This is a genomic window from Akkermansia sp. BCRC 18949 (assembly GCF_045011645.1).
GTDB lineage: Bacteria > Verrucomicrobiota > Verrucomicrobiia > Verrucomicrobiales > Akkermansiaceae > Akkermansia > Akkermansia massiliensis.
The window spans coordinates 365,792-388,646 of sequence record NZ_CP123619.1 but is presented as its reverse complement, the minus strand read 5'-3'; the positions used below and the strand labels follow the sequence as shown (position 1 = coordinate 388,646).

Genomic DNA, 22,855 nt, shown 5'->3' with positions numbered 1-22,855 from the left:
ATCCGGCCGCCGTTCCTTTTTCCATAGACAAGCGGGCTCCAAACATGGATACTCCCGGCAATCAATCTACCCTATGACTGATTACTCCATTTTCTTCATCATCGCCGTGGCCGCGACGGGCGTGGGAGCGCTTCTGTTTCTCCTGTCCCTGTTCGGGCTGGGGGAACATGACCTGGACTTTGACGCGGACGCCGGCGGCGCGGACGTGGGCCTGCTGTCCATTAAATCCGGCATCGGCTTCTTCCTGGGCTTCGGCTGGGGCGGCGTGCTCGCCCAGGGCCTGGGCTGGGGAATGGCCGCCTCCCTGGCAGCGGCCTTCTTCACCGGCGTGCTGATGTTCCTGATCATCGGCATCTCCATGCGCTTCATCATGAGCCTCAAATCAGACGGCACCCTGAACTATGAAACCCTCAAGGGCATGCACGGCACCGTTTACATCAGCATTCCCGGCAGGCTTGAACGCGGCGGACAGGTGACGATCGCCCATCCCAGCCAGCTTCTGTACCTCCCCGCCGTTCAGGAAGGGGAGCAATCCCTGCCCGCAGGAACCCCGGTGGAAGTAGTCGCCGTCACGGCAGGCGTCGTCACCGTCAAACCTCTTCATTAACCAATAAACCCAACCATACACCCCATCCAATACCATGGACCAAATCATCCCTATCGCCATTCTGGTTCTCTTCATCATCCTGACGGCCTCCTGGCTGTTCAGCCGCTACCGCATGTGCCCGCCGGACAAAATCCTCATCGTCTTCGGCAAGGTGGGCACGGGCCAGCCCGCCAAATGCTACCACGGCGGTTCCACCTTCGTGCTTCCGGTCCTCCAGTCCTACAGCTACCTGGACCTGAACCCCATCAACATTGACGTGCCCCTCCAGGGCGCCCTCTCCTCCCAGAACATCCGCGTGGACGTCCCCTCCTCCTTCATCGTGGGCATCTCCACCCTGCCGGAAATCATGCAGAACGCCGCCGCGCGCCTGCTGGGCCGCTCCCGGGAGGAAATCCGCAACCTGGCTGCGGAAATCATCATGGGCCAGATGCGCGTGGTGATCGCCTCCATGACCATTGAGGAAATCAACTCCGACCGCGAAAAACTCATCAAGGGCATTACGGAAGGCGTGGACGTGGAGCTGCACAAGGTGGGCCTCCACCTCATTAACGCCAATATCACGGACATTCAGGACGCCTCCGGCTACATCAGCGCCCTGGGCAAGGAAGCAGCCGCGCGCGCCATCAATGACGCCACCATCAAGGTGGCGGAAGAAACGCGCCGCGGGGAAATCGGCAAGGCGGAAGCGGAAAAGGACCAGACCGTCCAGGTGGCGAACGCCCGCGCCATTGCCATTGAGGGCCAGAACGAAGCCCAGATCAAGATTGCGGAATCCGCCGCCAAGCTGCAAGTGAAGCAGGCGGAAGCCAAGAAGCTGGCGGAAGTGGCCCAGAAGGTGCAGGAAGCCAAGACCCTGGAAGAAGCCTACGAGGCGGAAAAGGAAGCGGAAATAAAGCGCGCCGAACGCGAACGCGCCACGCAGGAGGCCAACATCCTGGTGACGGCCCGCATTGAAAAGAGCCAGCGCGAAGTGCAGGCCCAGGCCACGGCGGAAGTGCTCAAGCTGGAACAGGAAGGCAAGGCGCAGGCCCTGCTCATCCAGCGCAGGGCGGAAGCGGAAGCCATCCGGCAACTGGCGGAAGGCGAAGCCCAGGCCACCCTTCTGAAGAAAAAGGCGGAAGGGGAAGGCATGGAAATGGTGGGCCGCGGTGAAGCCGCCGCCATTGAAGCCGTACTGGAAGGCAAGGCCCGCGGCTTCCAGCAGATCGTACAGGCGGCAGGCTCGTCCGACGCCGCTTCCAGCCTCCTGATTACCGAACAGCTCACCAAGATCGTGGAACTCCAGTCCGGCGCCATCAAGGGCCTGAAATTTGACAAGGTAGTCGTCATGGGCAACGGAGGGGATTCCTCCGTGGGCGGATTCGTGCAGAATCTGGTGAAAGACACCCTGCCTCTCCACGAGCTCGGCAAGAGCGTGGGGCTGGAACTGCCCTCCTTCCTGGGAAAATCCACGGAAGAGAAAAAGGCCCCTGCCGCAGCCGCTCCCGCAGCCGCCACCCAGGCGGCCACGACTGCAACCACCGTTAAACTGAACTGATCCGCAGATGAATATGGAAGCCGTCATGGGCGTTTTGCTCGGCATCGGGCTGGGAGCGGCCTGCGGCTTCCGCATCTTTGTGCCTCTGCTGGTAGCCGCCATCGCCATCCGGGGAGGCTTCCTGACGGTGACGCCGGAATTCGCATGGCTGGGCGGCACGGCCGCGCTGGTCACCCTCTCCGTAGCCACGCTGCTGGAAATAGCGGCGTACTACATCCCGGTCATCGACCACACGCTGGACGTGCTGGGAGCTCCCGCCGCCATCGTTGCGGGAACCATCCTGGCCGCCGGCTTCATCGGCAGCATGGACCCCATGCTTAAATGGGGGCTGGCCGCCATTGCCGGAGGCGGAGCGGCAGGCATCATCCACGGAGGCATGGCCGCCATCCGGGGAGCGGCCTCCGCCGCTACGGGCGGACTGGGCAACTCCGTCGTCACCACGGCGGAAACGGCTTCCGCCTCTATCGTCGCCGTGCTGGCCTGCGTTCTTCCCGTCGCGGCCGTTCTGCTGGCCGCCGCGGCCATTTACTTCCTGGTCCGCACGGGGCTGGCGCTGAAAAGGAAACTGCGCCGTTCTCCAGGCGGTCCGGAGGGAGAAATCTAGCCAAGGGGAAAAAACCCCCTTCTCCCGGCAGCCGTCCACGCAGCGATTCCCCCGTGAATGAAGGCCCCGCGGCCTTCATCAATAACCCGCCGCCAGGTCCCCGGCGAAGATTTTTTACATAACTTCCGAATCCGGGCTCGGCACAGCCACTTTCTTCCCCGCCGGAAAGCCCCATGCCCGGAAAAAGAGGCGTTCCGGCAAGCATTCGGCTCATTGACAAGGAACCGGAAGCAGGGTAGGATGCGGCTTTCAACCTCTCTTCCACCGATGAATACCAAACTCGCCCTTCTGACGCTCGCCGCCGCCCTCGGCCTTGCCTCCTGCAACACCATCAGCGGAATCGGAAAAGACGTGGAAGCCATGGGCAGCAAAATTGACAACGCCTCCCAGGCCACCAGGGAGTCCATGCAGTAAAGCGGAAGAAGCATCCGGCCACCAGCCTGGAGCCTCTTTTTAATTCAAAAGAGGCAAAGATTTAAAGTTTCCCCCATCGTTTCATGGATGGCGGTTCTCCATGGAGTGCTCTGCCGCCCGCGGATTACAAATCCGTTACAGATTAACATGGAATGGTCCCGATGCCTTATGAAGCGCCGCAAGTCCTTGGGGCATCCGTATTTAACCCGAGCGGCAGCGAATCCTTTTCCCTGAAAATCAGTGCGTCCTGGCAGGACACGTATATTTCAACGGCCGCAAAGGCTTGCGGCGTTCCAGGGGCCGGCTTCCTCATTCCGGAAGGCTTCCTACACGGAAACGGTCTCCCATGGTGCAACGGTCAGGCAGCATAAGTTCCTTGATATGAAAATCGGCCCTTGACCCCGGATTTGTAATCCGGCATATTCCCGCGGGCTTGGAAGTTTCCCTTTCAAGCTCTAATTCACATCGCATTCATATGAAGAAAACTCTGATCCTGCTTTCCTCCCTGCTGGCTTTTTCCTGCATGACGGCGCAGGCCGCTATTTATACATGGGCTCCCATTGACGGTTCTACCGACTGGAGCCAGGCATCCAACTGGCAGACGGAAAGCGGCGCCAGCGCCGATGTCCCGCTGGTCAATCCCAACTGGGGCACGGTCAACGTCTCCGGAGACCATACCGTGGTATGCGGTCCCGGCACCACCGTGGAAGGATGGACCTCCACCATCAATGTTTCCAACGGAGCCAATGTGTCCCTTCAGAATTTCACCAAATTCCAGCGCACGACCGTCTCCGTGGGAAAAGGCTCCACGCTGACCGTCGGCAAAACGAGCGGTTCCATCGTAGCCAATTGCGACCAGAACATGAACTGGACGGTATACGGCACGCTGAACCTCACTGCCGCGCTTACCTGGAACGCCAACAGCAACAATTTGTTCGTGGACTTGGGCACGACCGGCATCCTGAATCTTACGAACCAGACCGATCTGGGCCGTTTCGCCTTCTCCGCCTCCCTGGGCGACCTGATTACGGAAGGAACTGCATTTGAGCTCGTGACGCGTGAACTCGTCAACGGAGTGGGAAGCGCCGCAACCAGCAACACGACCATCACGGGCGGAACGCAGAGCGACGACATCGCCGCCGAGGAACTGACCGCTGAAAACGTAGGCAAGTACCAGGTGTTCACGGAGAACGGCAAGATTTACGTCTCCTACATCAACGGCGTGCCGGAACCGGCCACTGTCTCCCTGAGCCTTCTGGGCCTGGCGGCCCTGATGCTGCGCCGCCGCCGTTAAAAACGGAAGGTTAATTTCTTTTCAAAGGGCATGCCGGGCATACGGCATGCCCTTTTTATTGCTCCCGTCACACATCGTAAAAAACCCCTTTTCACAGGGACCGGGAACATTCCGTGGGGCCGGAAAACCGGAGGCTGGAAAGAAGGCGTCACGCCCATCAAAGAAAACCGCTTCATCCGGATGGATGAAGCGGTTTTCGTCCATGGTCACACACAGTCTTTTTACATGGAACGGCTGGTGGAGCGGGCGGCGGAATTAATGTCGCTGCCGACGGCTTCCACGTCCTTGCCTACTCCGCCGATCGTATGGCAGGAAACACACCCAAGAAGGGTGGCGATACTCAGAATAATCAATTTGCTTTTCATCGTTTTATTGGAAGAGTTCCGAGTGGTCAGACTCCATTTCTCCGGACTCCGTTCAAAGAACCCTTCATGATGCCGCACAGGCGCTCCTGTCATTCTCCGTTCTTGCCATGCGCACCCGCAACGCTTAAAAAACATGCGTCAACGGGAGAAAACATCCGGAGGACATTCCGTCCCCGCTCCCGGAATCATTACTATTTACTACCAAGATGATCAAAGTAGCCATTGTAGGATACGGCAACATCGGGAAATACGCCGTGGACGCCTTGCGCGCCGCGCCCGATATGGAACTGGCGGGCATCGTCCGCCGCCCCGGCAGCGAACCCGTGCACGGCATCAAGACCGCAAGCAGCATGGAGGACCTGGGCCATGTGGACGCGGCCCTGCTCTGCACCCCCACCCGCAGCGTGGAAGAAACGGCTCTGCCCCTGCTCGCCCGCGGCATCAACACGGTGGACAGCTTTGACATCCACGGGGACATCGTGAACCTGCGGCGCTCCCTGGGAGCACAGGCGATCAAGCATGACGCCGTCTCCATCATCTCCGCCGGCTGGGACCCGGGCACGGACTCCGTCATCCGCACCCTGATGCTGGCGATGGCTCCCAAAGGCATTACGTACACCAACTTCGGTCCCGGCATGAGCATGGGCCACAGCGTAGTCGCCCGCTCCAAGGAAGGAGTGGCGGACGCCCTTTCCCTCACCATCCCCACCGGTTCCGGCGTGCACCGCCGCATGGTTTACGTGGTGCTGAAGGAAGGAGCCAAGTTCTCCGACGTGGAGTTCGCCATCAAGTCCGATTCCTATTTCAGCCATGACGACACCCGCGTGCAGCAGGTGCCCGACATCGACGCGCTGAAGGACATGGGCCACGGCGTGCTGATGGAACGCAAGGGCGTTTCCGGCTCCACGCAGAACCAGATGTTCACGTTTGAAATGCGCATCAATAATCCGGCCCTGACCGCCCAGGTCATGGTGGCTTGCGCCCGAGCCAGCATGAAACTGGCCTCCGGCTGCTACACGCTGCCGGAAATCGCCCCGATGGACTTCCTGCCGGGCGACCGCGAAGAGTTGATTGCCCAGCTCGTCTAGAGCGTTCCGGCACGTCTTTCCCGGACGCGCGGCAACAGGGGCAACCGTTCCCCTTTCCTTCCGCACCTTTCCCATCCTCCGGCCCCCGGCCGGAGGATTTTTATTGTTCCACAACCACCAGCCTGCCATCCACGGCATTCACCCGGGCCGGGGTGTGGGTCCGTTCCGTCCAGTCCCACGCGCGTGCCATGTCCGCCCAAAAAGCGGCGTGGGGGGAATTCTTTTCCTTCAATAAACGCGCCGGAGTGGGCACGAAGGGATAAATCTGCACGGGAACGCGCTGCTGCCCATGAATCAGGGCCTGTTCCACCATGGTGTAAATTTCCTCAATCCCCGGATCGGTCATCGCCAGGCAGCCAATGGAAACGTCCCGGCCATGCACCATGATGAAGCTTCCCGTCCGGTTCAGGGAGCGGTCATAGGCATTCGGATAGCCGATGTTGAAAGCCAGATGGTAGTTGCTGCGGGGATTCAGGCCGGACGGCTCCACTTCGTAAAAACCCTCCGGGGTCTGCTTGTCCCCCTCCTTTTCCTTGGGCCCCAGCTTTCCGGACCACGCGGCAATGGGGTAACGCTTGGCAAGCACGTAGCGTTCCGCCTTATCCGGCTTCACCCACAGTTCCAGCACGGAGTCTTCCTTCACGGCACGCAGGAATACAGGATCCCCCACTTTGGCCCCGCAGAGGCCCAGGAAGGAATTCAGCACGGGCGTTACCCGTTCCCGCGCGGCATCGGCACGGTTGACGGAATCCTCGGCACACGCCATTTTAAGAGTCACCACCACGGAGGCCAGCAGAACCAATCCCAGCCCGGCCAGCAACACGCTTTTCTTCATAAATCATGTATAATGGCGGCATTCGTTTTGACAAGGACAAAACCCGCCGCCCTTTGCCGGAAGTGAAAAGAACGTCGGGAACGGCCTGCCCCTCCACTCCGGGAACAATAACCTTTCCGGTGAAAAGCCGCCGGCATGGAAGGCCAGTTCCCCGTTCTTCCGGGGAAAGGATGGACAGGTGCCGTACTCCATCATGCTCGGGACCGTCTCCGGCCCTTCCTTACGCAAAAGAGGGGAAAGGATGTCCGCAGAAAGAAAAAAAGACGCCGTGAAGGGATTCCCGGACTTGGAGGAAGGGCAGGCCCCCTGCCGGGAAATATGCCATGGAATAGAAAAACATGCCTGTACTGGAAATGCAGCCTCCGGGAAGGTATCCTCACCCCGTTAGCCGCTCCATCCCGGCACGCGGCGCATCAACGGAAGGCCCTTTCGTAAAAACGGCCTGCGCACCTTCTCTTTTTGCGCGCTGCCGCAGAAAGAAGCGGCATCCACCGAACCGCCATGGAAATAGACTACCTTCTCCCCATCACCACACGGCAGGAATTAAGAACGTGGCTGGAACAGAACCACCGTTCCTCCTCCTGCTGCTGGGTTCTCACGACGAGAAAGCCTTCCCCCCATGCCATTCCTTACCTGGACGCCGTGGAAGAAGCCCTGTGCTTCGGCTGGATTGACAGCACCCGCAAGAAGACAGCCTCCGGCTTTCTGGCCCAGCGCCTCACCCCACGTTCCAGGAAAAGCAAATGGTCCGAGCTGAACAAGGAACGCGTACGCCGCCTGACCAGGCTGGGGCTGATGACCCCCCATGGAGAAAAATGCCTGCCGGAAATGGACCCGGAGGCGTTCCGGATTGATCCGGATATTTTAGAAGCCCTTCAGAAGGACCCGCGCGTTTATTCCAACTTCCTGGCCTTTCCCCGCCTGTACCGCCACGTGCGCCTGGATACCATCCAGATTAAGAAAAACCAGCCGGAGCTGTTCCATAGCCGCCTGGAAAAGTTCCTGAAGAATACCCGGGAAAACAGGATGTTTGGAGAATGGCATGACGGAGGCCGGCTGCTGGAAGAGTGAAAACGGAGCTTCCCTTATTTTCCCAACAGACGCCGCATGCCGATGCGGCAACTAAACGAAAACGCGGCTGTAAGCCGCGCTCCTTACGCAACAGGGCCGTTCCGGACAATGCCGGAACGGCCCTGCGGGTCCGGGAGAGCAGAGCGTCTCCGCTCCACTCTCAACTCTCAAACTTCAACTCTCCTTAAAAGTCATACCGGTAGCCGATACTTCCGTTCACCGAGTTCGCTCCGTCCCGGAAGTCGGCATTGCCGTCCACGAAGATCGTTCCCTGCGTTCCTACCGGCACGCTCAGCCCCGCTCCGATTTGCAGAGCCGTCATTCCCACCTTCGCTCCTCTGACTCTCTGCGTGAAGCCGGGGTTGCCCAGCAGCGCCACATTGGCTTCTCCGCGGCGGTCTCCCATGTCCTGGGCCGCGTTCACCCGGAACTCAGCCAGCGCTTCTCGACCGAAGATGTTGCTGCCGATGAGCCCCATCCACCGGCCGCCCAGCGCAACCGTTCCCGTCGTCAACTCCTGTTTGGCGACGTTCAGGCCCATGTTGCCGGCTCCCGTTTCCGTGTAGCCGTCCATTCTCGTGGTTACTACCGAGGCGTTGACCAGGGGCTGCAGGATGCTGCTCCTGTCTTCATTGAGGTACACGTCGTAGGTCAGTTCATACATCGCTCCAAAGCCCCACCCGTTGGTGTTGCCCTGCGTGCCGTAGCTGCCCGCTCCGTAGTTGACCGTGCGGTTGAGCTTCGCGTCGTTCCACCCCCCCGTCAGAATCAATGTGTGCGCCCAGCGCTTGCTCTGGTAGCGGCCAAAGAGGTTGGCGTAGTAGCTGTCCAGATGACCGTCCGCAGAGTCCGCCGCGCTGGCCGTCAGGTCGCCGTAGTTGGCCGTGAAAGCCGCTCCCATCGTGAAGTGGTCGCTGAGGTCCACGTCCATGCCCACGGTGCCGCCCCAGGTGGTGAGCTGGTAGCCGCTTTCATCCCCCCTGGTGTCCAGCTTGGCATAGGAGCCCGTGCCCTGCATCCACATGTGGAAGTAGGGGAGGTCCGCATTGACGTAGGCGGGGTTCACGCCCATCTGGTTGGTGCGGTTGCGTATCCAGTTCATCTGGTCGCGCAGGGCGTCCCGCTGGGCGATGCCCAGGCTGGTGACCGTGCTGCCCGCGGCGGCGGCCAGGGAACGCCTGGCGGCGGAGGGATTGTTAACCATGTCGTCATTGAGGGCGGCCAGGAAGTCCGTAACGGCCTGGTCCACGGAACCGTGCCTGGCGGCTTCCCAAATCAGATTGGCGCCCGCCATGGAGTTGGCCGTGTCAGCGACGCCGGCATAAATATTGTCCGTTTGTTCCTCCGCTTTCAGAACGACCTTGTCCCCTTCCTGCACCAGATGGGCATTCTTGTAATAGGTGAGGAAAAGACCGCCTACCGTCAGCGTATTTTCTCCCAGGTCAATCGTTCCGGCTCCGGTGAGCTCCATCAGCGTGAGTTCCATCGGATTGCCCGATTTCCAGGTGATGTTGACGCCCGGAATTGACGTGACGTGGAAGGCGGCTCCGTTTTCAATGACAATGTCTCCGGAAGCCTTGATGAAGCTGGCGGTCATGTCGGCATCGGTATTCAGGGTGAAGGTGGTGGTGGAACCGCTGCCGAAGGTGGCGTTTTCCACGCTCAGGGTGGTGTTGACCGCCGTCAGGGCGTTGTCGCTGGCCTGGATGGCCAGCTTGCCGTTGTTCACCAGATTACCGTAGCTGAGATGGGCGCCGTCTACATCCGCCTTGCCCTGGAGAACCAGGTTTCCTCCGCTGACCGTCAGATCGGTATCCGCGCCGGAGCTGCGCAGGACTTGGGTGCCTGCGCCGGAAACATCCAGTGTTCCGGCCCCCAGCGTTCCATCATACGTATGCGTTTGGCCGGAAGCCGCCTGAATATGCAGGGTCTGCCCGTTCAGCTCCAGGTCTCCGGCGCCGTTCAGGCCACCGGCAGAGCCGTCCGCCGCCAGGCTCAGGGAGCCGTCCAGGTCCAGCACCACGCCGGAAAGCGCGCTGTCCGCCGCCAGTCCCAGGGAAGCGCCTTCCGCAATGTTCAGCGTTCCCGTTCCACCGATTTCCGTGCGGGAAAGGCCATCGGTAGCTCCCGTCAGCGTCAATGTTCCGGAAGAACCGATATCCAGCTTTCCGCCGTTGGCGCCGGACGCCAGCGTCTGGGCCGTCGTGTGGCCTCCCACGCCGATTACCGCAAGGGAGCCCGCGTCCGTGGAATCAAGGCGCAGGGCTTCCACATTGGCCGTGCCGTTAAGCTGAAGCGTTCCCTGTTCCGCAATGATGTCTCCGGCCAGCGTCACATTCCCGGACAGGGTGAGCTTGTTGGCTCCCGTCTTGACCAGGTCCGTATTGGCCGCGGCACCGTCCAGGCCGCTGATGTTCCCGGCAAAGACGGTGTCCACTCCCGTTCCTTCATGGAAAAGGTTGTTCTGCAATTCGATGCTGCCCTTGTTGTCCGCCGTGTTGGTGACAATGAGGTTGCCCGTTCCCGTCTGGCCCGGATTGGTTCCCGGCGCGGTCAGGTTCTTGATCACCATGGAGCCGTCCGACTGGACGTAAAGGTCCTGGTCCACGATCACGGCCTGGTAGAAGTTGAGGGACTGGTTCGTAACCGGATTGTCCGCACTGCCCGTGCCGTCCACGGAGGAGACGTAAACCAGGTCCGTATCACCGGAGAGGACGATGCTGCCCCCGTTGACGTCTACAATGCCGAAGCCCAGCGCGGCAAAAAGCGGATTGGCCGCAATGTGGCCCTTGAGCGTTTCAAGGTCCTGCGCAAAGCCGCCGTTCGTCAGCAGGATTTCCAGATTGCCGCCCGCCGTTTTCATGGCATCCATGACGCTGGTGAGGTCCAGGGTGAGGGTGGAGCCGTCTCCAAAGGAGATGCTGCCCAGGTTGTCCCCCGCGCCTTCAAACTGAATCAGGGAGTCCGTCCCCGTGAAGGGGTCTCCGGAAATGTTCTCCGCACCTACCGCAAGGCTGCTGCCCGTGCCGGTCACGGTCCAGGTGGAACCCTGCTTGAGCCCGGTGAGCTGCGTCCCGGCAGTGGCGGTGACGACCGTTCCCAGCCCGGCGGCATCCAGGCCGCCCAGGGCAATATTGCCGGAACCGGCAACCGCATTGACATGGACCTTGTTCGCAGCCGTTCCCGCATAGTTCCCGGCGTTCGCCAGCGAACCGGATTGAATGAGGATGTTGGTGGTGGCCGCCGCGCCGGAAAGATCTAGCGTACCCTTGGCCAGCGTGAGCGTTCCCGTCAGGCCGTTGGCGCGGTCTCCCACCGCAAAGGTGCCCGTGGTGTTGACGGTGAGGCTCCCCGCTCCGGTGACAGTTCCGGCCCAGGCGGCGTTATCCCCGGTCCCGTCGCCCAGCTGGACGGAGGAGTTCCGGGCAATCTTCAATTCCCCTGTGGACGTGTTCGCCCCGGTAAGAACCAGTTTGTCGCCGCCCTGGACGTCCAGAGCCGCCGTATCAATCACATTGCCGGTATAAAGCAGGTCACTGCCCGTGCCTGTGTAGTTGACGCGGTAGGTTCCGGCCCCTCCCATAGAAACGGCCTTGATGAATTCGCCCGTTCCCAGCGTGGCGGCCGCACCGCCGTTGCCAAAGGCAAGAACCACATTCCCCTGCCCGGAGTGCATGGTTCCCACAAAACCGGTGAGGTTTCCGGTGAAGATGGTGGTCAGCGTCGGGTTGCCTGCAGCCGTCGTTCCCAGGTTGGCCCCGGCGTCACTCGTCAAGTCGCCCCCGAACGTCACGGTCTGGTTGGAATTGCCGTTCAGCCAGCTTCCCGCCGCCCTCACATGAATGTCGGCATTGACGGAATTGGTGGAATCACTGACAAAAAAGCCGCGTCCGTCCAGCTCCAGGCTGGCGCTGCCAAAGGCGGCCGCATTCGCAAAGGCCACTTCATTCCACGCGGCGTTGGTGCCGTTGCCCACCAGCTTGAACGTGCCCGTAAAACCGCTGTTGTCTCCGCTGATGGAATAACGGCCTCCTCCGGGGAATCCTCCTCCCTCCTTGTGCCCCAGCACCAGGGAACCGGCCCCGGAAATGCGGCCGGACAGCGTATCCGTCATTGTGCTGGCATGGGCGCGGTTGTCCCTGATTTGAAGAGTGGCATCCTGCGCGATGGAGATGTTTCCGCTCCAGGTCCGGGTGGCGCTGTTGGCCCCGATATCATAGAAAAGCGTGCCGCCGCTGACGGTGATGGCGCCGGTGAAGGCGCCTCCCAGGGTCGTGTTAACGGTCAGCAGGCCGTCCCCGAGCTTGACGATGTCCTTGTTCCCCAGTTCCTGGGTATAGGTGGCCCACGCAATATTATTGCCGTTCGTATTCACCTGGATGGCCCTGGTACTGGCGGCGGCGTCAATGAGGCCGGAAATATCCTGCGTGGCCCCCGTGCCGTACGTGAAAATGCCACCTGCAAAAATGAGCTTGTTGGTCGCTACCAGCCCCAGCGTTCCTTCCGTCGTTCCCGCCGTGTTCAGCACCAGTTCCCCTCCGTTCAGCGTCACCGTGCCGGTGCCCAGGCCCTGGACGGCATTCAGGTTGAGGGTGCCGGCCATGATGGTCGTGCCGCCGGAGAACGTATTGGTCCCGGTATTTTCAATGGTCATCTCCCCTTCCCCCCGTTTAACGAGGGACATCGGATTCGCGCCGTCTACAAGGGCTCCCGTGCCCGTGAACGTATAGGCCGTTTCCCCATTGTTGACCGTAAGGCGGGCGGAGGAAACATCCCCGTCAATAGTGACGGCGGAGAGGGCCACGCCTGCCAGGTCTTCAAAGTTGGCGGATTTGGCGGCATCATAAACGACCGCCGTCCCATCCTTGTCCAGCCAGATGGCTGCGCCTCCCGCTGCCGTCCACGTACCCGCGGCCCCTCCGTTCCAGTTGAGGGCTTCACCCAGCGCCTTGACGCGCAGGTAAAGGGTGTTTCCGGACAGTTCCAGGGCATAAGTGTAATCGCCGGAAAGACCGCTGGGATCAAAGGAAAAGTTGCTGGCCGTCAGCGTGCCGAAGCTGTCTGCCGTAATCAGCTTGTAGTCGTTTTCCATCGTCTGGTCCACCCCGCTGATCGTCAGGGTCAGCGTACCTTCCGAATTGAAGGAAAGCGTGCCGCCGGACTGGATGATGGAAGCGCTGGAGGAATTCAGCCCCGTCAGGTCCAGCGTCAGGCCGGAAGCCGGAGAAAGAGCCATATCACCCGCAGAGGTAAGACGGGCCCCGGCTCCCATCGTGATGGAATTGCCGAAGGCCACTCCGCCGGCGAGCCCGAAGCTGAGTTCTCCCCCGGAAACCGTCAGGGCATTCGCAAACCCGGTGGAAGAACTGAGCGTAAGCTTGCCCGTGCCGCTCTTGGTGAAGGCGCTCCGCCCATCCAGAACCGTGGCATTGGCAATGATTGCATCCGTGCCCGCTCCGGCGGATATCTCGTCAAACCCGGTAACGGTCGCGTTGGCGAACATGTCCGCTTTTGTCACGCCGTTCAGGTTTAGCACGCTTTTGGTGACCACATCCCCGCGCCCCTGGCCGGAAAGAGTTGTCGTCCCGGTGAAGACGGCGTCATTACCCGTAATGGTCACGTTGGCCAGCGCCGTGGTCAGGGAAGTGCCGTTGACCTTCTGGCCGCCCGCATAAATGGCGGCATTGTTGAACGTGCCTCCGCTGATGGAAAGGTTGGCTTCCCCGATCGTCAATGCGGAACTGGTGTTGTTGCGTTCCACATACGTGCCCAGGGATATTTGCGCTCCGTCAAATGTACCCCCTGTAATCGTGATATTGGTGGAACCAATATTTCCGGTAAGGGCAGCCGTAGCGGTTCCATTAATGTAGGAACCGCCCCAGATCTGGCCTGTATACGTCCCGGACTTGAAGGTCAGGTTGGTGGAACCTGTAATATTGAACGTGCTTTCCCCGGTTTCCACCCAGCTTCCCCCCGCAATCATGGCCGCTACCGTGCCACTGCCCAGGTCCAGCGTCATATTGGTATCAGTAAGGCTCCAGGCTGACGTGCTTAAACGGGCGCCCGCAAAAATTTTCTTGGTTCCGTCTCCGGAAAAAGTAGCTCCCGTGATAGTCGTCGTCACTCCCTGCGCAAACAAACTTTGCGCAAAAGATCCTCCCGTGATTTCCATGGAAGCGGACGAATTGGCTGCAATATTTGCTGCGGAACCTGCTGCGGTCGCATCGGACAAGCCATACACATTCGCATTATACTGGCCTCCCGCAATTCTCAATTTGGCCGTATATGCATTCGTTCCGTCTCCCAACTGGACGAGGCCTCTTCCCAGAAGGGCCACGGAGCCGTTAAAAGTCCCTCCGTCCAGATTCAGGGCAACGTTCCCGAGAATGGTTGATTTTTGACCCGCACCACGTGTCGTTCCGGCCGTTACCAGTTGCGCGAAGGTTCCGCCGTCAATGGTGAATGTGACGTCTCCCGTATGGCGGAAGGATTCCTGCCCCAGCCCTATGCACCACCTGGCGTTAGGCGAGCTAACCGAAGTTCCGACCCATTCCCCCCCATGGATATTGACAATGTATGTCCCTGTCGTCTGGAACGCATCCGTCTTGTTGCCATCCCCCACCAGGCAGAATCCATTGATCGTCCCTGCATTCTGGTCCACATTGAGCGTGATGTCGGCAGCCACGATCCGGTCCTGATTGCTCCACCCCATCAATTGAGGATTTGTATTCAGCAGGGACGTTCCCGCCCCGATATTGATTACAAAGGAATTGGTCCCTCCCAAGGTGACGCCTCCGGCGGTACCCGCAACATTCCATAACTGCAGCTTCGTATAAATTCCTCCTTCCAGATTGAGAACCCGGTTATAGCCGTCTTCATAGGTCCCGCTTTCCGTAATATCCGTCAAATAGATGTCACCGGGGGAATCCGCCTGAGTCACTGGATCCCCCGCCGGCGGCGTAATCGTATACTGGTCGTCGGCAAAGGAGATCGTCGTTTCTCCGTTGCCCGTCAACGTATAGGCAGCCCATGACGGAGAAATGAAACAGGCCAGAAGAGCGGACAGGAGAGGGAGGGGCAAATGCGGACGCATAATTTTGTAACGTGTTGATAATTAATAATAAATTATATACCAGACTATATCGTTAGTAATAATTAACGGATTTAAAATCCGGAGTCAATGACAATTTTTAATGCCAAGCGCTTTAGGACAATTGAACGGCTTGATGCGTAGGAAGGGAAGAAGAGTGGGAATACCGGCGCCAAGTACGGGCATTATCAATATTTTATTATATATCTGGTCTCATTAAGGAACATTTCCGGATTTTAAATCCGCACGGGTATTTCTCCCGCTTATTCCAGCAAGCGCGGCCTGCATGCAGGAAAAAGTGATTTCTTGTCTTGCATTCCCATGGGAGTGCCTGTATAAGCCTCCACGTCCCCGCCGCAAGGCAGGAACACAGCATCCAAGGTCACGGAGCGGTAGCTCAGTTCGGTTAGAGCGCCAGCCTGTCACGCTGGAGGTCGCGGGTTCGAGCCCCGTCCGCTTCGCCACCTTGCTTCAAAGAAACAACCGCCTCCGGGCGGTTTTTTTGTGCCCGGAAAGTCCAGGACCTGGGAAACAGGCAGTCCGGTGGCAATGTTTTACTGGAAAAGAGGGCCGGAACCCGGTAGAATGGGAGCCAGCATTACAATCATGAGCATACTTTCGGACCGTCTTTCCGAGGAAATACTGCAAGCCCGCCAGCGCGTTTACACGGTTGGCGAACCGACTCCTCTTCAACGATTGAATCTGCCGGGCATCAAGGCCCCGGTATACGCCAAAAGGGAGGACCTGGGCCCCATCCGGGCCTATAAATGGCGCGGAGCGTTCAATTGCATGGCCGCACTGAGCCAGGAGGCGCGGGACAAGGGCATTGTGGCCGCCTCCGCCGGCAACCATGCCCAGGGCGTGGCCCTGGCGGCCAGCGTCCTGAACTGCCACGCTACCATTTTCATGCCCCGCTCCACGCCGGAAGTGAAGCAGACGGAAGTGCGCCGCCACGGCGGCAGGCATGTGAAGATCATGCTTCATGGAGACTGCTATGACGAGACGGCCGCAGCCGCCCACGAGTACGCGGAAACCCACGGAAGCACTTTTGTCCATCCCTATGACGATCTGGTGACCATGGCCGGACAGGGAACGCTGGCGGATGAAGTGGTGATGAGCGGGGAAGGCCCTTTTGACCGCGCGTACGTCGCCATCGGCGGCGGCGGACTGGCCGCCTCCGTAGCCTGCTGGCTGAAAAAGTTCTGGCCCCACATCAAGGTCATCGGCGTGGAAGGCGTGGACCAGGCCTCCATGAAAACCTCCATTGAGCAGGGACACCGGGTGAACCTGGATTACGTGGACGTTTTTTGCGACGGAACCGCCGTCCATATCCCCGGAGAATTGACCTATCCCCTTTGCCGGGAACTGATCGACGAGTTCGTGACCGTCACCAATAACGAAGTCTGCCAGGCCATCCGCGCCATGTGGGAATCTTCCCGCGTAGTGCCGGAGCCCTCCGGGGCCATGAGCCTGGCCGGATTCCTGAAACAATGGAACGAAGGTGAAGTGAAGCCGGAGGAAAAGAGCTTCGTGGTCATTTCGGGAGCCAACATGGATTTCACCCACCTCACCCAGATCGCCCGCCAGGCGGGCATCGGCAACCATGAAACGCGCTACCTGCGCATCTCCATGGATTCCAAGCGCGGCCAGGTGCTCAAGTATCTGCGCCACATCCCGCAGGATACCACGCTGGTGGACGTGCAGTACGGCAAGACGGAGGGCAACACCCAGTACCCCGTGTTCGGCATCGCCGCCTCTGACGAAGACCTGGACACCATCCGCACGACGCTGAAGAAGAAGGGAATCGAGTTTGAAGACATCAGCGAGGACGACGACGTGCGCTTCCGCATGATTCACTACCAGGCGGAGCTGTGCCAGCATCCCCTGTTCGTCCACATCGAATTTCCGGAACGCGCCGGAGCCTTTCTTGACTTCATGGAACGCATCGCGGACCTGGCATCCCTCTGCTACTTCAATTACACCTATACCGGGGAACGCGTGGGCCGCGCCCTGGTGGGCATGGAGTTTGAATCCGCGGAAGACCGGGAAACGGTACGGAAGCGCATGGCCGGATTCTCCAGGAACATCATCCGGGCCATCCGGGAAATTTCTCCGGAGGCCTTCCACCGGATTATGGGAAGCAGATAGTTAACAATTAACAGGTAATAGTTAATAGATATTAACTATTGGCTCTCCTTCCATGCTTCCCCCCATCATCCTGGCCTCCCAGTCCCCCCGGCGGCGCGAGCTTCTGGCGAAGGCCGGCGTGCCTTTCTCCCTCGTCGTACGGGATACGGAGGAGCTGAAGGACGCCGCCATGCCTCCGCAGGAACTCTGCCTGCACAATGCGCGGGCAAAGGCGCAAGCCGTATTCCGGGAACATCCGGATTCCACCGTCATCGGCGCGGATACGCTCGTTTTTCTGGACGGCCTTCCTCTTGGCAAACCGGAAGACGGGGAAGAGGCCCGTTCCATGCTCCGGATGCTCTCTGCACGGACGCACCACGTGTGCACGGCGGTTTCCATCCGGTCCCCCCTGGGAGTGAAAGAGTTGGCCGTGCTGACGGAAGTGACGTTCCGGGAGCTGAAGGAAGAGGACATCCGCCGCTACATGGAGCTGGTGAATGTGATGGACAAGGCCGGCTCCTACGCGTTCCAGGAACACGGGGAGATGATCATTTCCTCCGTGCGCGGAGATACGGACAACGTAATCGGGCTGCCCGTCAGGGAGGTGGTGGAATGCCTGCGGAGCTTGGGTTACTGAGCATTAAATGTACGTTTAACGTTCCTGCCTTCTTCATCAGGGATTCATTTTGCGCAGTTTCCAGCCAGACGGCGACTGGATTTCAAAATTGGAAAGCATCTTGAGGGATCCGCTGTGGTTCCCTTTGTCGTTCAACAGCTCAATGGTTTTCTCTGCCTGGGGAGATACCCTGAATGATTTGTGGCCCAACCAAGTAACCTCTTTTCCGTCCTTGCCCAAAAAGACGGAGCAATCATCATTCAAATAAAGAATTTCATTCGCGGCGGTATCCCCTTTAACCGTTTTCCACCGCCCAATAAAAGAGGCAATAACACGAACTGCAGAGAGTTCCTTTTGAATGGCCAGCGCTTCATTTATTTTACCGAGATTGGCGTACTTTTTCTGAATTTTAAGAAGGGCATCCAAGTAGGCCTTGTCCGTCTTTTTCCTTTCCTTCATTCTTTTAGACGCCACATCTTCTTGAATTTCCTTCATCTGTACGCCTACTTTAGGAGAAACTTTTTCCATCCGGGACAGTTCATCCCTCCCAACAAGTTCTTTGGCGGACAAGCGGTTCTCCAAATATTCCACGACTTTCTGCAGTTCCGCCGCAGAAGCGAAGTCATTCTTCGCAGCATATTTGTTCATGGAATCCCGATAGGCTTTCAATTTGGACGCCTCATATTTCTGATTAATGGAAGAAAGGATGTTCTCATATTGTTCCTTCAATTTCCGGGCATCCGGAGGCAGGGATTGGGCGCTTACAGTGGCCCAGGAAATTATTCCGCACAAAATAATACAGCACAACTTATTCATTATAGATGCTGGATATAATATATCCAACATACAAAAATTCAAGAAAAAAGAATGATTTCCCTGCCGAGGATGCGGTTTCTCCGCAATCAAGAGGAAATCATTTTTCCGCCAGAAAACGGCTGAATTTGTTATAAAACGCCACAGGGAGCACGGCTTCTATCAGGGTGCCTTCCTCCACGTATTCCGTGGAGAGAACCTTCCCTTCACTGTGCATGGCGGCCGCCAGGTCGCTCCGGGTATAGGGAATCAGGAACCGCGCGCGCCGGACGCGGCTTTCCAGCATCTCCACGCAGGCGTTCAGCAGGTCTTCCGCGCCATGCCCCTCCTGCACGGACATGGGCACCACCCTGCCGTTGAAGTGGGGCTTCAACAGGGTTTCCAGCGTGTGGCGCTCTTCTTCCGGCACAAGGTCCACCTTGTTCAGGACCACGATCATGGGCTTGTCGCCCGCGCCCAGCTCGCCGAGCACTTCCAGCGTGGTTTCATAATGGCGCACGGCTTCCGGATCGGAGGCGTCCACCACCTGCACCAGGAAATCCGCCAGCACGGCTTCCTCCAGCGTGGATTTGAAGGCCTCCACCAGGCGGTGGGGAAGGTTGCGGATGAAGCCCACGGTATCCGTCAGCAGCAGGGGCTGCCCGTGGGGAAGTTCTATTTTCCGCGTCGTGGTGTCCAGCGTGGCAAAAAGCATGTCCTTCGCCATGACTTCGGAACCGGATACCAGGGAAAGCAGGGAGGATTTCCCGGCATTGGTATAGCCCACGATGGCGGCCGTGGCTACGGCCTGGCGCTCCCGTTCCTTGCGCTGCGTGGCGCGCTGCCGGGTCACTAGGGCCAGTTCCTTCTGAATGGCTTCAATCCTGGCGCGCGCCAGGCGGCGGTCCACTTCAATCTGTTTTTCGCCCTCGCCCCTGGCGGCTCCGCCGCCGCCCTTGCCTCCTCCGGAACCGCCGCCCTGGCGGTCCAGGTGGTTCCACATGCGGGCCATGCGCGGCAGGGAATACTGCATGCGGGCCAGCTCCACCTGGAGGGTGGCCTCCCGCGTGCGTGCGCGCCGGGCAAAGATATCCAGAATGACCTCTTCACGGTCAATCACGCATTCGTCAATCAGCCGTTCCCATTCGCGCTGCTGGGAGGGGGAAAGCATGTTGTCAAACACCACGCAGTCCGCCCGGCAGTCCAGCGCCAATTGCTTTACTTCCTGGGCTTTTCCAGTGCCGCACAGGAATTTGGCGTGCATGTCCCGGGACTTGATGAGGTGCTTGCCTGCAATGCTGATGCCGAGGTTGGTGACAAGGTCTTCCAGCTCGTCCAGCATGGCCTGTTTTTCCCTGGCCTCGGAAGGGTCGAAGTAGATGGAAACGAGCATGGCTCGCTCCACCATTTCCGGCTTTTCACGAATTTCAAACATATTCAAGCAGTTAACGGAATTGCTTGCTGGAGGTGGGCTGGTAGTCCTTCAGCGCGAAGTCCGCGTGTTTGTGACAGTCACAACCGCATGAAGAGAGGATGCCGGCCACGCATGCCAGCGTCAAAAAGCTGATCAGTCTCATGCGGCTATGAGACCTGTACGGAGTATCCTAGGCAAGCAAATTTTACTTCATCACGCCTACTTTTCCGCAAAACCGGCGCAGGGTTCCTTTTCCAGACGGGACTTTTCCACCGTCGGCACGGCCTTCCCGCCCTCCTCCGGCCAAGAGCCTGCCGGAATTAATCCGATTCTTCACCGTCTTCCGGGGGCGTCTCCTCCGCGTCCAGACCGCTCATCCACAGGTTCCATTTTTCAATGAAGGCGCGGTCCATCTGGAGCAGCGCATTTTCCTGCTGGGCGGGGGAAATGGTCTCCGTCAGACTGCCGAAAATAAGCAGCGGCTTGGAATACGCATCCGCCAGGGGGGAGAATTCCGCAGGCTGCTTCTGGCGGCATTCCCGCGCCAGGGCATACAGGGAGTTGAACGGTAGCTCGTTCCAGCTGACCTGGTACGCATCACTGCCTTCCCTGCTGTCCTGCGGTTCCACAGTCAGCAGATGCCCCTTCATCCCTGTCAGGCGCACCTTGGAGCCGTCTTTCAGCACCAGGGGTTTTCCAGGTTTCTTTTCCAGGAGAGCGGGCAGAATTTTCTCCATGCGGGTGAACAGGGGCAGCATTTGATCCGTCATTTCCCGGCGCACGGCCAGCCTGGCCTTGACGGCGGGGGAGGAAATAACCTTTTCCGCCCCGCCGTAAACGGCGGAGGCCTTTTCAAAGTCCCCGGTTTTTTTCATGACGTCCGCCGCTTCCCGGCAAACGTCTTCATAGCTTCTGGATTGGGCGGCCAGCAGGGTTTCTTTTTTCTTTTCCTCCTCCAGAGCTTTTTGTCTTTCCTCCTCCTTTTTCCTCTCAGCCATCTTCACGGCTTCCGCCGCCTCCCAGTCACGGGCTGTCTGGTACTGCATTCTCAAATGGTCCAGCATTCCTTCCAGCGCGGCATAGGCCGGGGGCATCGCGGGCACTTCCCCGATCATCATCTGTTCCCGCAGGAAGTCTGCGGCGGACCGTTTGGCCTCCACTTCCGCCACCGTCTTTTCCGGCATGTCCTGAAGGCGTTTCAGGCGTTCGTACTGGTCCGTATATCTCTTGAGGTTGTTGAGCCAGGCGGAAGCCAGCTCACGGACGTTCCTGTCCCGGTCGTCCGCCGCATCGGCCGCCACCTTGTCCAGAAAAACGCCGTATTCCGGCCATTTACCGGCAAAGTACCAGGATTTCAGCGCCATGCCCACATAGTAATGCACGGCCAGATCGGAGTTGGAACGCAAACCCGGCATTCGGGAAGACCAGTCCCCGGAACTCAAGTACATGACCAGGTTGCCGACGTCCCTGGAGCGTTCCAGTTCCGCAGGGTCCTTGCAGGCCTCCACCTTCCTGCTCAGCTCTTCCAGGCGCTCCACCCCTTCCGGGAACTGGCCGCGCGTCCACATGCACAGAACCTGGTTCAGACCGGCCCAGAGTGAGGTGGAAAGGGGGCAGTCCGGCTGGTCCGCCAGATCCCCGAACATGGCGGCGGCTTTCACCAGGTCTCCCCGGTTCAGGGATTCCTGGGCTTCATTGAACAGCTTGCCGAAGCGGATGCTGCGCTCCAGCCGCGATTCCGCCGCAGCCGTGTCCTCCGGGGTAGTGCCCGTTCCCGCCGTAGGAGTGAGCGCCGGAGGGGGTGTTCCCGGGGAAGCGCCCCTCCCCTTCTGCCATGCCGCCCAGCCCCAGATGCCCAACCCCAGCGCCACTACGGAGGCAACGGAGGAAATGACGATAATGCGGCATTTCCTGCGGCGGACGCGCCGCGCCTCCGCCGCGCGCCGTTCCGACCAGGTGAGGCCGAATTCCTGCATGGCCAGGGTGTATTCCTCCAGGGCCTGTTCCACGGCATCCATCAATTCCGGATAGGAGGAGAACCTGTCTTCCCTGTCAAAAGCCATCAGCCTGTCCACGATGAAGCAGGTCATGGGGGAGACGTCATTGACCACCTGTTCCAGGCGGGGAAGGTTTTTCTTGGTCTCCAGAAGGACATCGGAAGACTGGGAAGCGTCCACGCGGGGGGGAGCGCCCACCAGCAAATGGTACATGGTGGCTCCCAGCGCGTACATGTCCGTCCGGAAGTCTTCTTCTCCCCTCAGCAGCGTTTCCGGAGCTGCGTAATAGGGAGTGACCCATATTTCCCGCTCCACGTCGGATTCACTGTGCAGCAGGGAGAGGCCGAAGTCCACGATCTTGGCGACTCCGTCAGGAGACTGGAGAACGTTGGCGGGCTTGATGTCCCTGTGCATGAGGCCCGCGTTCCAGGCGGCGTCCAGGCCGCGCACGATATCCAGCGTCAGGCGTAGCACCTTGTCCTCCGGCACGCGTTCTTCCGCGGTAATCAGGGCATCCAGGCCGCTGCCCTCCACCAGTTCCATGGCAATGTAAAAAAGGCCCTGGTCGCGCCCCACGGCATAAATCTGCACCAGGTTTTCATGGGAAACCCGCGCCATGATCTGGGCCTCCCGTTCAAAGCGTTCACTGCGCAGGGCATCCCCGGCATAGGTGTCATTCAGCACCTTCAGGGCCACCTCCCGCCCCAGCACGGAATCTTCCGCCCGGTATACCACGCTCATGCCGCCTTTTCCCAGTTTTCCGGTAATCCGGTAGGGGCCCATGCGCGTTTTCACGCGCGTCAGCGCCTGGCAGCCCGGACAGATGGCGTTGGCATACGGAGGCAGTTGGGAAACGTCCATGGCCTGCCCGCATTCCGGGCAATGAACAATGTTGTCTTGCTGGGGATTCATGAACGCAGGGCGTCGGGGCGGGAATCGGAAAAAGGAGGGGCGGGAATCCGGCGCGGCAGAGGCTGTTCAGCGCATCCGGCAAAAGTCCCCCT

General features: G+C 59.4%; 16 protein-coding genes and 1 tRNA gene. 10 read left to right on the top strand and 7 right to left on the bottom strand.

Annotated features, from left to right (window positions below; translation table 11 throughout):
• Positions 1-73: 73 nt before the first annotated feature.
• From P8A25_RS01605 to P8A25_RS01585, 5 genes are all read left to right on the top strand, one after another.
• Complete coding sequence (locus P8A25_RS01605) at positions 74-607, top strand: hypothetical protein (RefSeq protein WP_215443742.1); 534 nt, start codon at positions 74-76, stop codon at positions 605-607.
• A gap of 34 nt (positions 608-641) precedes the next feature.
• Positions 642-2,144 carry a flotillin family protein gene (locus P8A25_RS01600; RefSeq protein ID WP_022397631.1) on the top strand — a complete coding sequence of 501 codons (1,503 nt, stop codon included), beginning with the start codon at positions 642-644 and terminating at the stop codon, positions 2,142-2,144.
• Between the two features lie 7 nt (positions 2,145-2,151).
• Positions 2,152-2,748 (top strand): DUF4126 domain-containing protein, encoded by a 597-nt coding sequence (locus tag P8A25_RS01595; protein ID WP_102722175.1) that lies wholly within the window; start codon positions 2,152-2,154, stop codon positions 2,746-2,748.
• 267 nt (positions 2,749-3,015) lie between these two features.
• Positions 3,016-3,162: an entericidin A/B family lipoprotein gene (locus P8A25_RS01590; protein ID WP_022397633.1), complete on the top strand. Its 147-nt coding sequence runs from the start codon at positions 3,016-3,018 to the stop codon at positions 3,160-3,162.
• Positions 3,163-3,637: 475 nt separating this feature from the next.
• Positions 3,638-4,456, top strand: coding sequence for a PEP-CTERM sorting domain-containing protein (locus tag P8A25_RS01585; protein ID WP_215443740.1), 819 nt, complete (start codon positions 3,638-3,640; stop codon positions 4,454-4,456).
• A 221-nt stretch (positions 4,457-4,677) separates the two neighbouring features.
• Here the strand turns inward: P8A25_RS01585 and P8A25_RS01580 are convergent, their stop codons facing one another.
• Positions 4,678-4,821: an entericidin gene (locus tag P8A25_RS01580; RefSeq protein ID WP_102722172.1), complete on the bottom strand. Its 144-nt coding sequence runs from the start codon at positions 4,819-4,821 to the stop codon at positions 4,678-4,680.
• Positions 4,822-5,027: 206 nt separating this feature from the next.
• Between P8A25_RS01580 and P8A25_RS01575 the strand changes: the two genes are divergently transcribed.
• A complete protein-coding gene (locus P8A25_RS01575) occupies positions 5,028-5,909 on the top strand; it encodes a diaminopimelate dehydrogenase (RefSeq protein ID WP_022397636.1) in 882 nt (293 codons plus the stop codon).
• 100 nt (positions 5,910-6,009) lie between these two features.
• Here P8A25_RS01575 and P8A25_RS01570 read toward each other — a convergent pair whose 3' ends face one another.
• Entirely contained in the window at positions 6,010-6,744 is a 735-nt protein-coding gene (locus tag P8A25_RS01570) for a murein L,D-transpeptidase family protein (RefSeq protein ID WP_240454356.1), read from the bottom strand.
• A 501-nt stretch (positions 6,745-7,245) separates the two neighbouring features.
• On the opposite strand from P8A25_RS01570, the gene P8A25_RS01565 reads away from it, so the two are divergent.
• Entirely contained in the window at positions 7,246-7,815 is a 570-nt protein-coding gene (locus P8A25_RS01565; RefSeq protein ID WP_215443739.1) for a YdeI/OmpD-associated family protein, read from the top strand.
• Positions 7,816-7,999: 184 nt separating this feature from the next.
• Here P8A25_RS01565 and P8A25_RS01560 read toward each other — a convergent pair whose 3' ends face one another.
• Entirely contained in the window at positions 8,000-14,908 is a 6,909-nt protein-coding gene (locus P8A25_RS01560; RefSeq protein WP_215443737.1) for an autotransporter-associated beta strand repeat-containing protein, read from the bottom strand.
• 383 nt (positions 14,909-15,291) lie between these two features.
• Between P8A25_RS01560 and P8A25_RS01555 the strand changes: the two genes are divergently transcribed.
• From P8A25_RS01555 to P8A25_RS01545, 3 genes are all read left to right on the top strand, one after another.
• Positions 15,292-15,369: transfer RNA gene (locus P8A25_RS01555), tRNA-Asp, on the top strand.
• A 142-nt stretch (positions 15,370-15,511) separates the two neighbouring features.
• The gene (locus P8A25_RS01550; RefSeq protein WP_180970910.1) at positions 15,512-17,053 is read left to right on the top strand and encodes a pyridoxal-phosphate dependent enzyme; all 1,542 of its coding nucleotides are present in this window, start codon (positions 15,512-15,514) and stop codon (positions 17,051-17,053) included.
• A gap of 52 nt (positions 17,054-17,105) precedes the next feature.
• Entirely contained in the window at positions 17,106-17,669 is a 564-nt protein-coding gene (locus P8A25_RS01545) for a Maf family protein (protein WP_215443735.1), read from the top strand.
• Positions 17,670-17,705: 36 nt separating this feature from the next.
• Here the strand turns inward: P8A25_RS01545 and P8A25_RS01540 are convergent, their stop codons facing one another.
• From P8A25_RS01540 to P8A25_RS01525, 4 genes are all read right to left on the bottom strand, one after another.
• Entirely contained in the window at positions 17,706-18,464 is a 759-nt protein-coding gene (locus P8A25_RS01540) for a hypothetical protein (protein WP_022397642.1), read from the bottom strand.
• A 97-nt stretch (positions 18,465-18,561) separates the two neighbouring features.
• The gene (gene hflX / locus P8A25_RS01535) at positions 18,562-19,875 is read right to left on the bottom strand and encodes a GTPase HflX (RefSeq protein ID WP_022397643.1); all 1,314 of its coding nucleotides are present in this window, start codon (positions 19,873-19,875) and stop codon (positions 18,562-18,564) included.
• A 10-nt stretch (positions 19,876-19,885) separates the two neighbouring features.
• The gene (locus P8A25_RS01530; protein ID WP_022397644.1) at positions 19,886-20,017 is read right to left on the bottom strand and encodes a hypothetical protein; all 132 of its coding nucleotides are present in this window, start codon (positions 20,015-20,017) and stop codon (positions 19,886-19,888) included.
• 157 nt (positions 20,018-20,174) lie between these two features.
• Entirely contained in the window at positions 20,175-22,763 is a 2,589-nt protein-coding gene (locus P8A25_RS01525; protein WP_215443733.1) for a serine/threonine-protein kinase, read from the bottom strand.
• Positions 22,764-22,855: the final 92 nt, after the last annotated feature.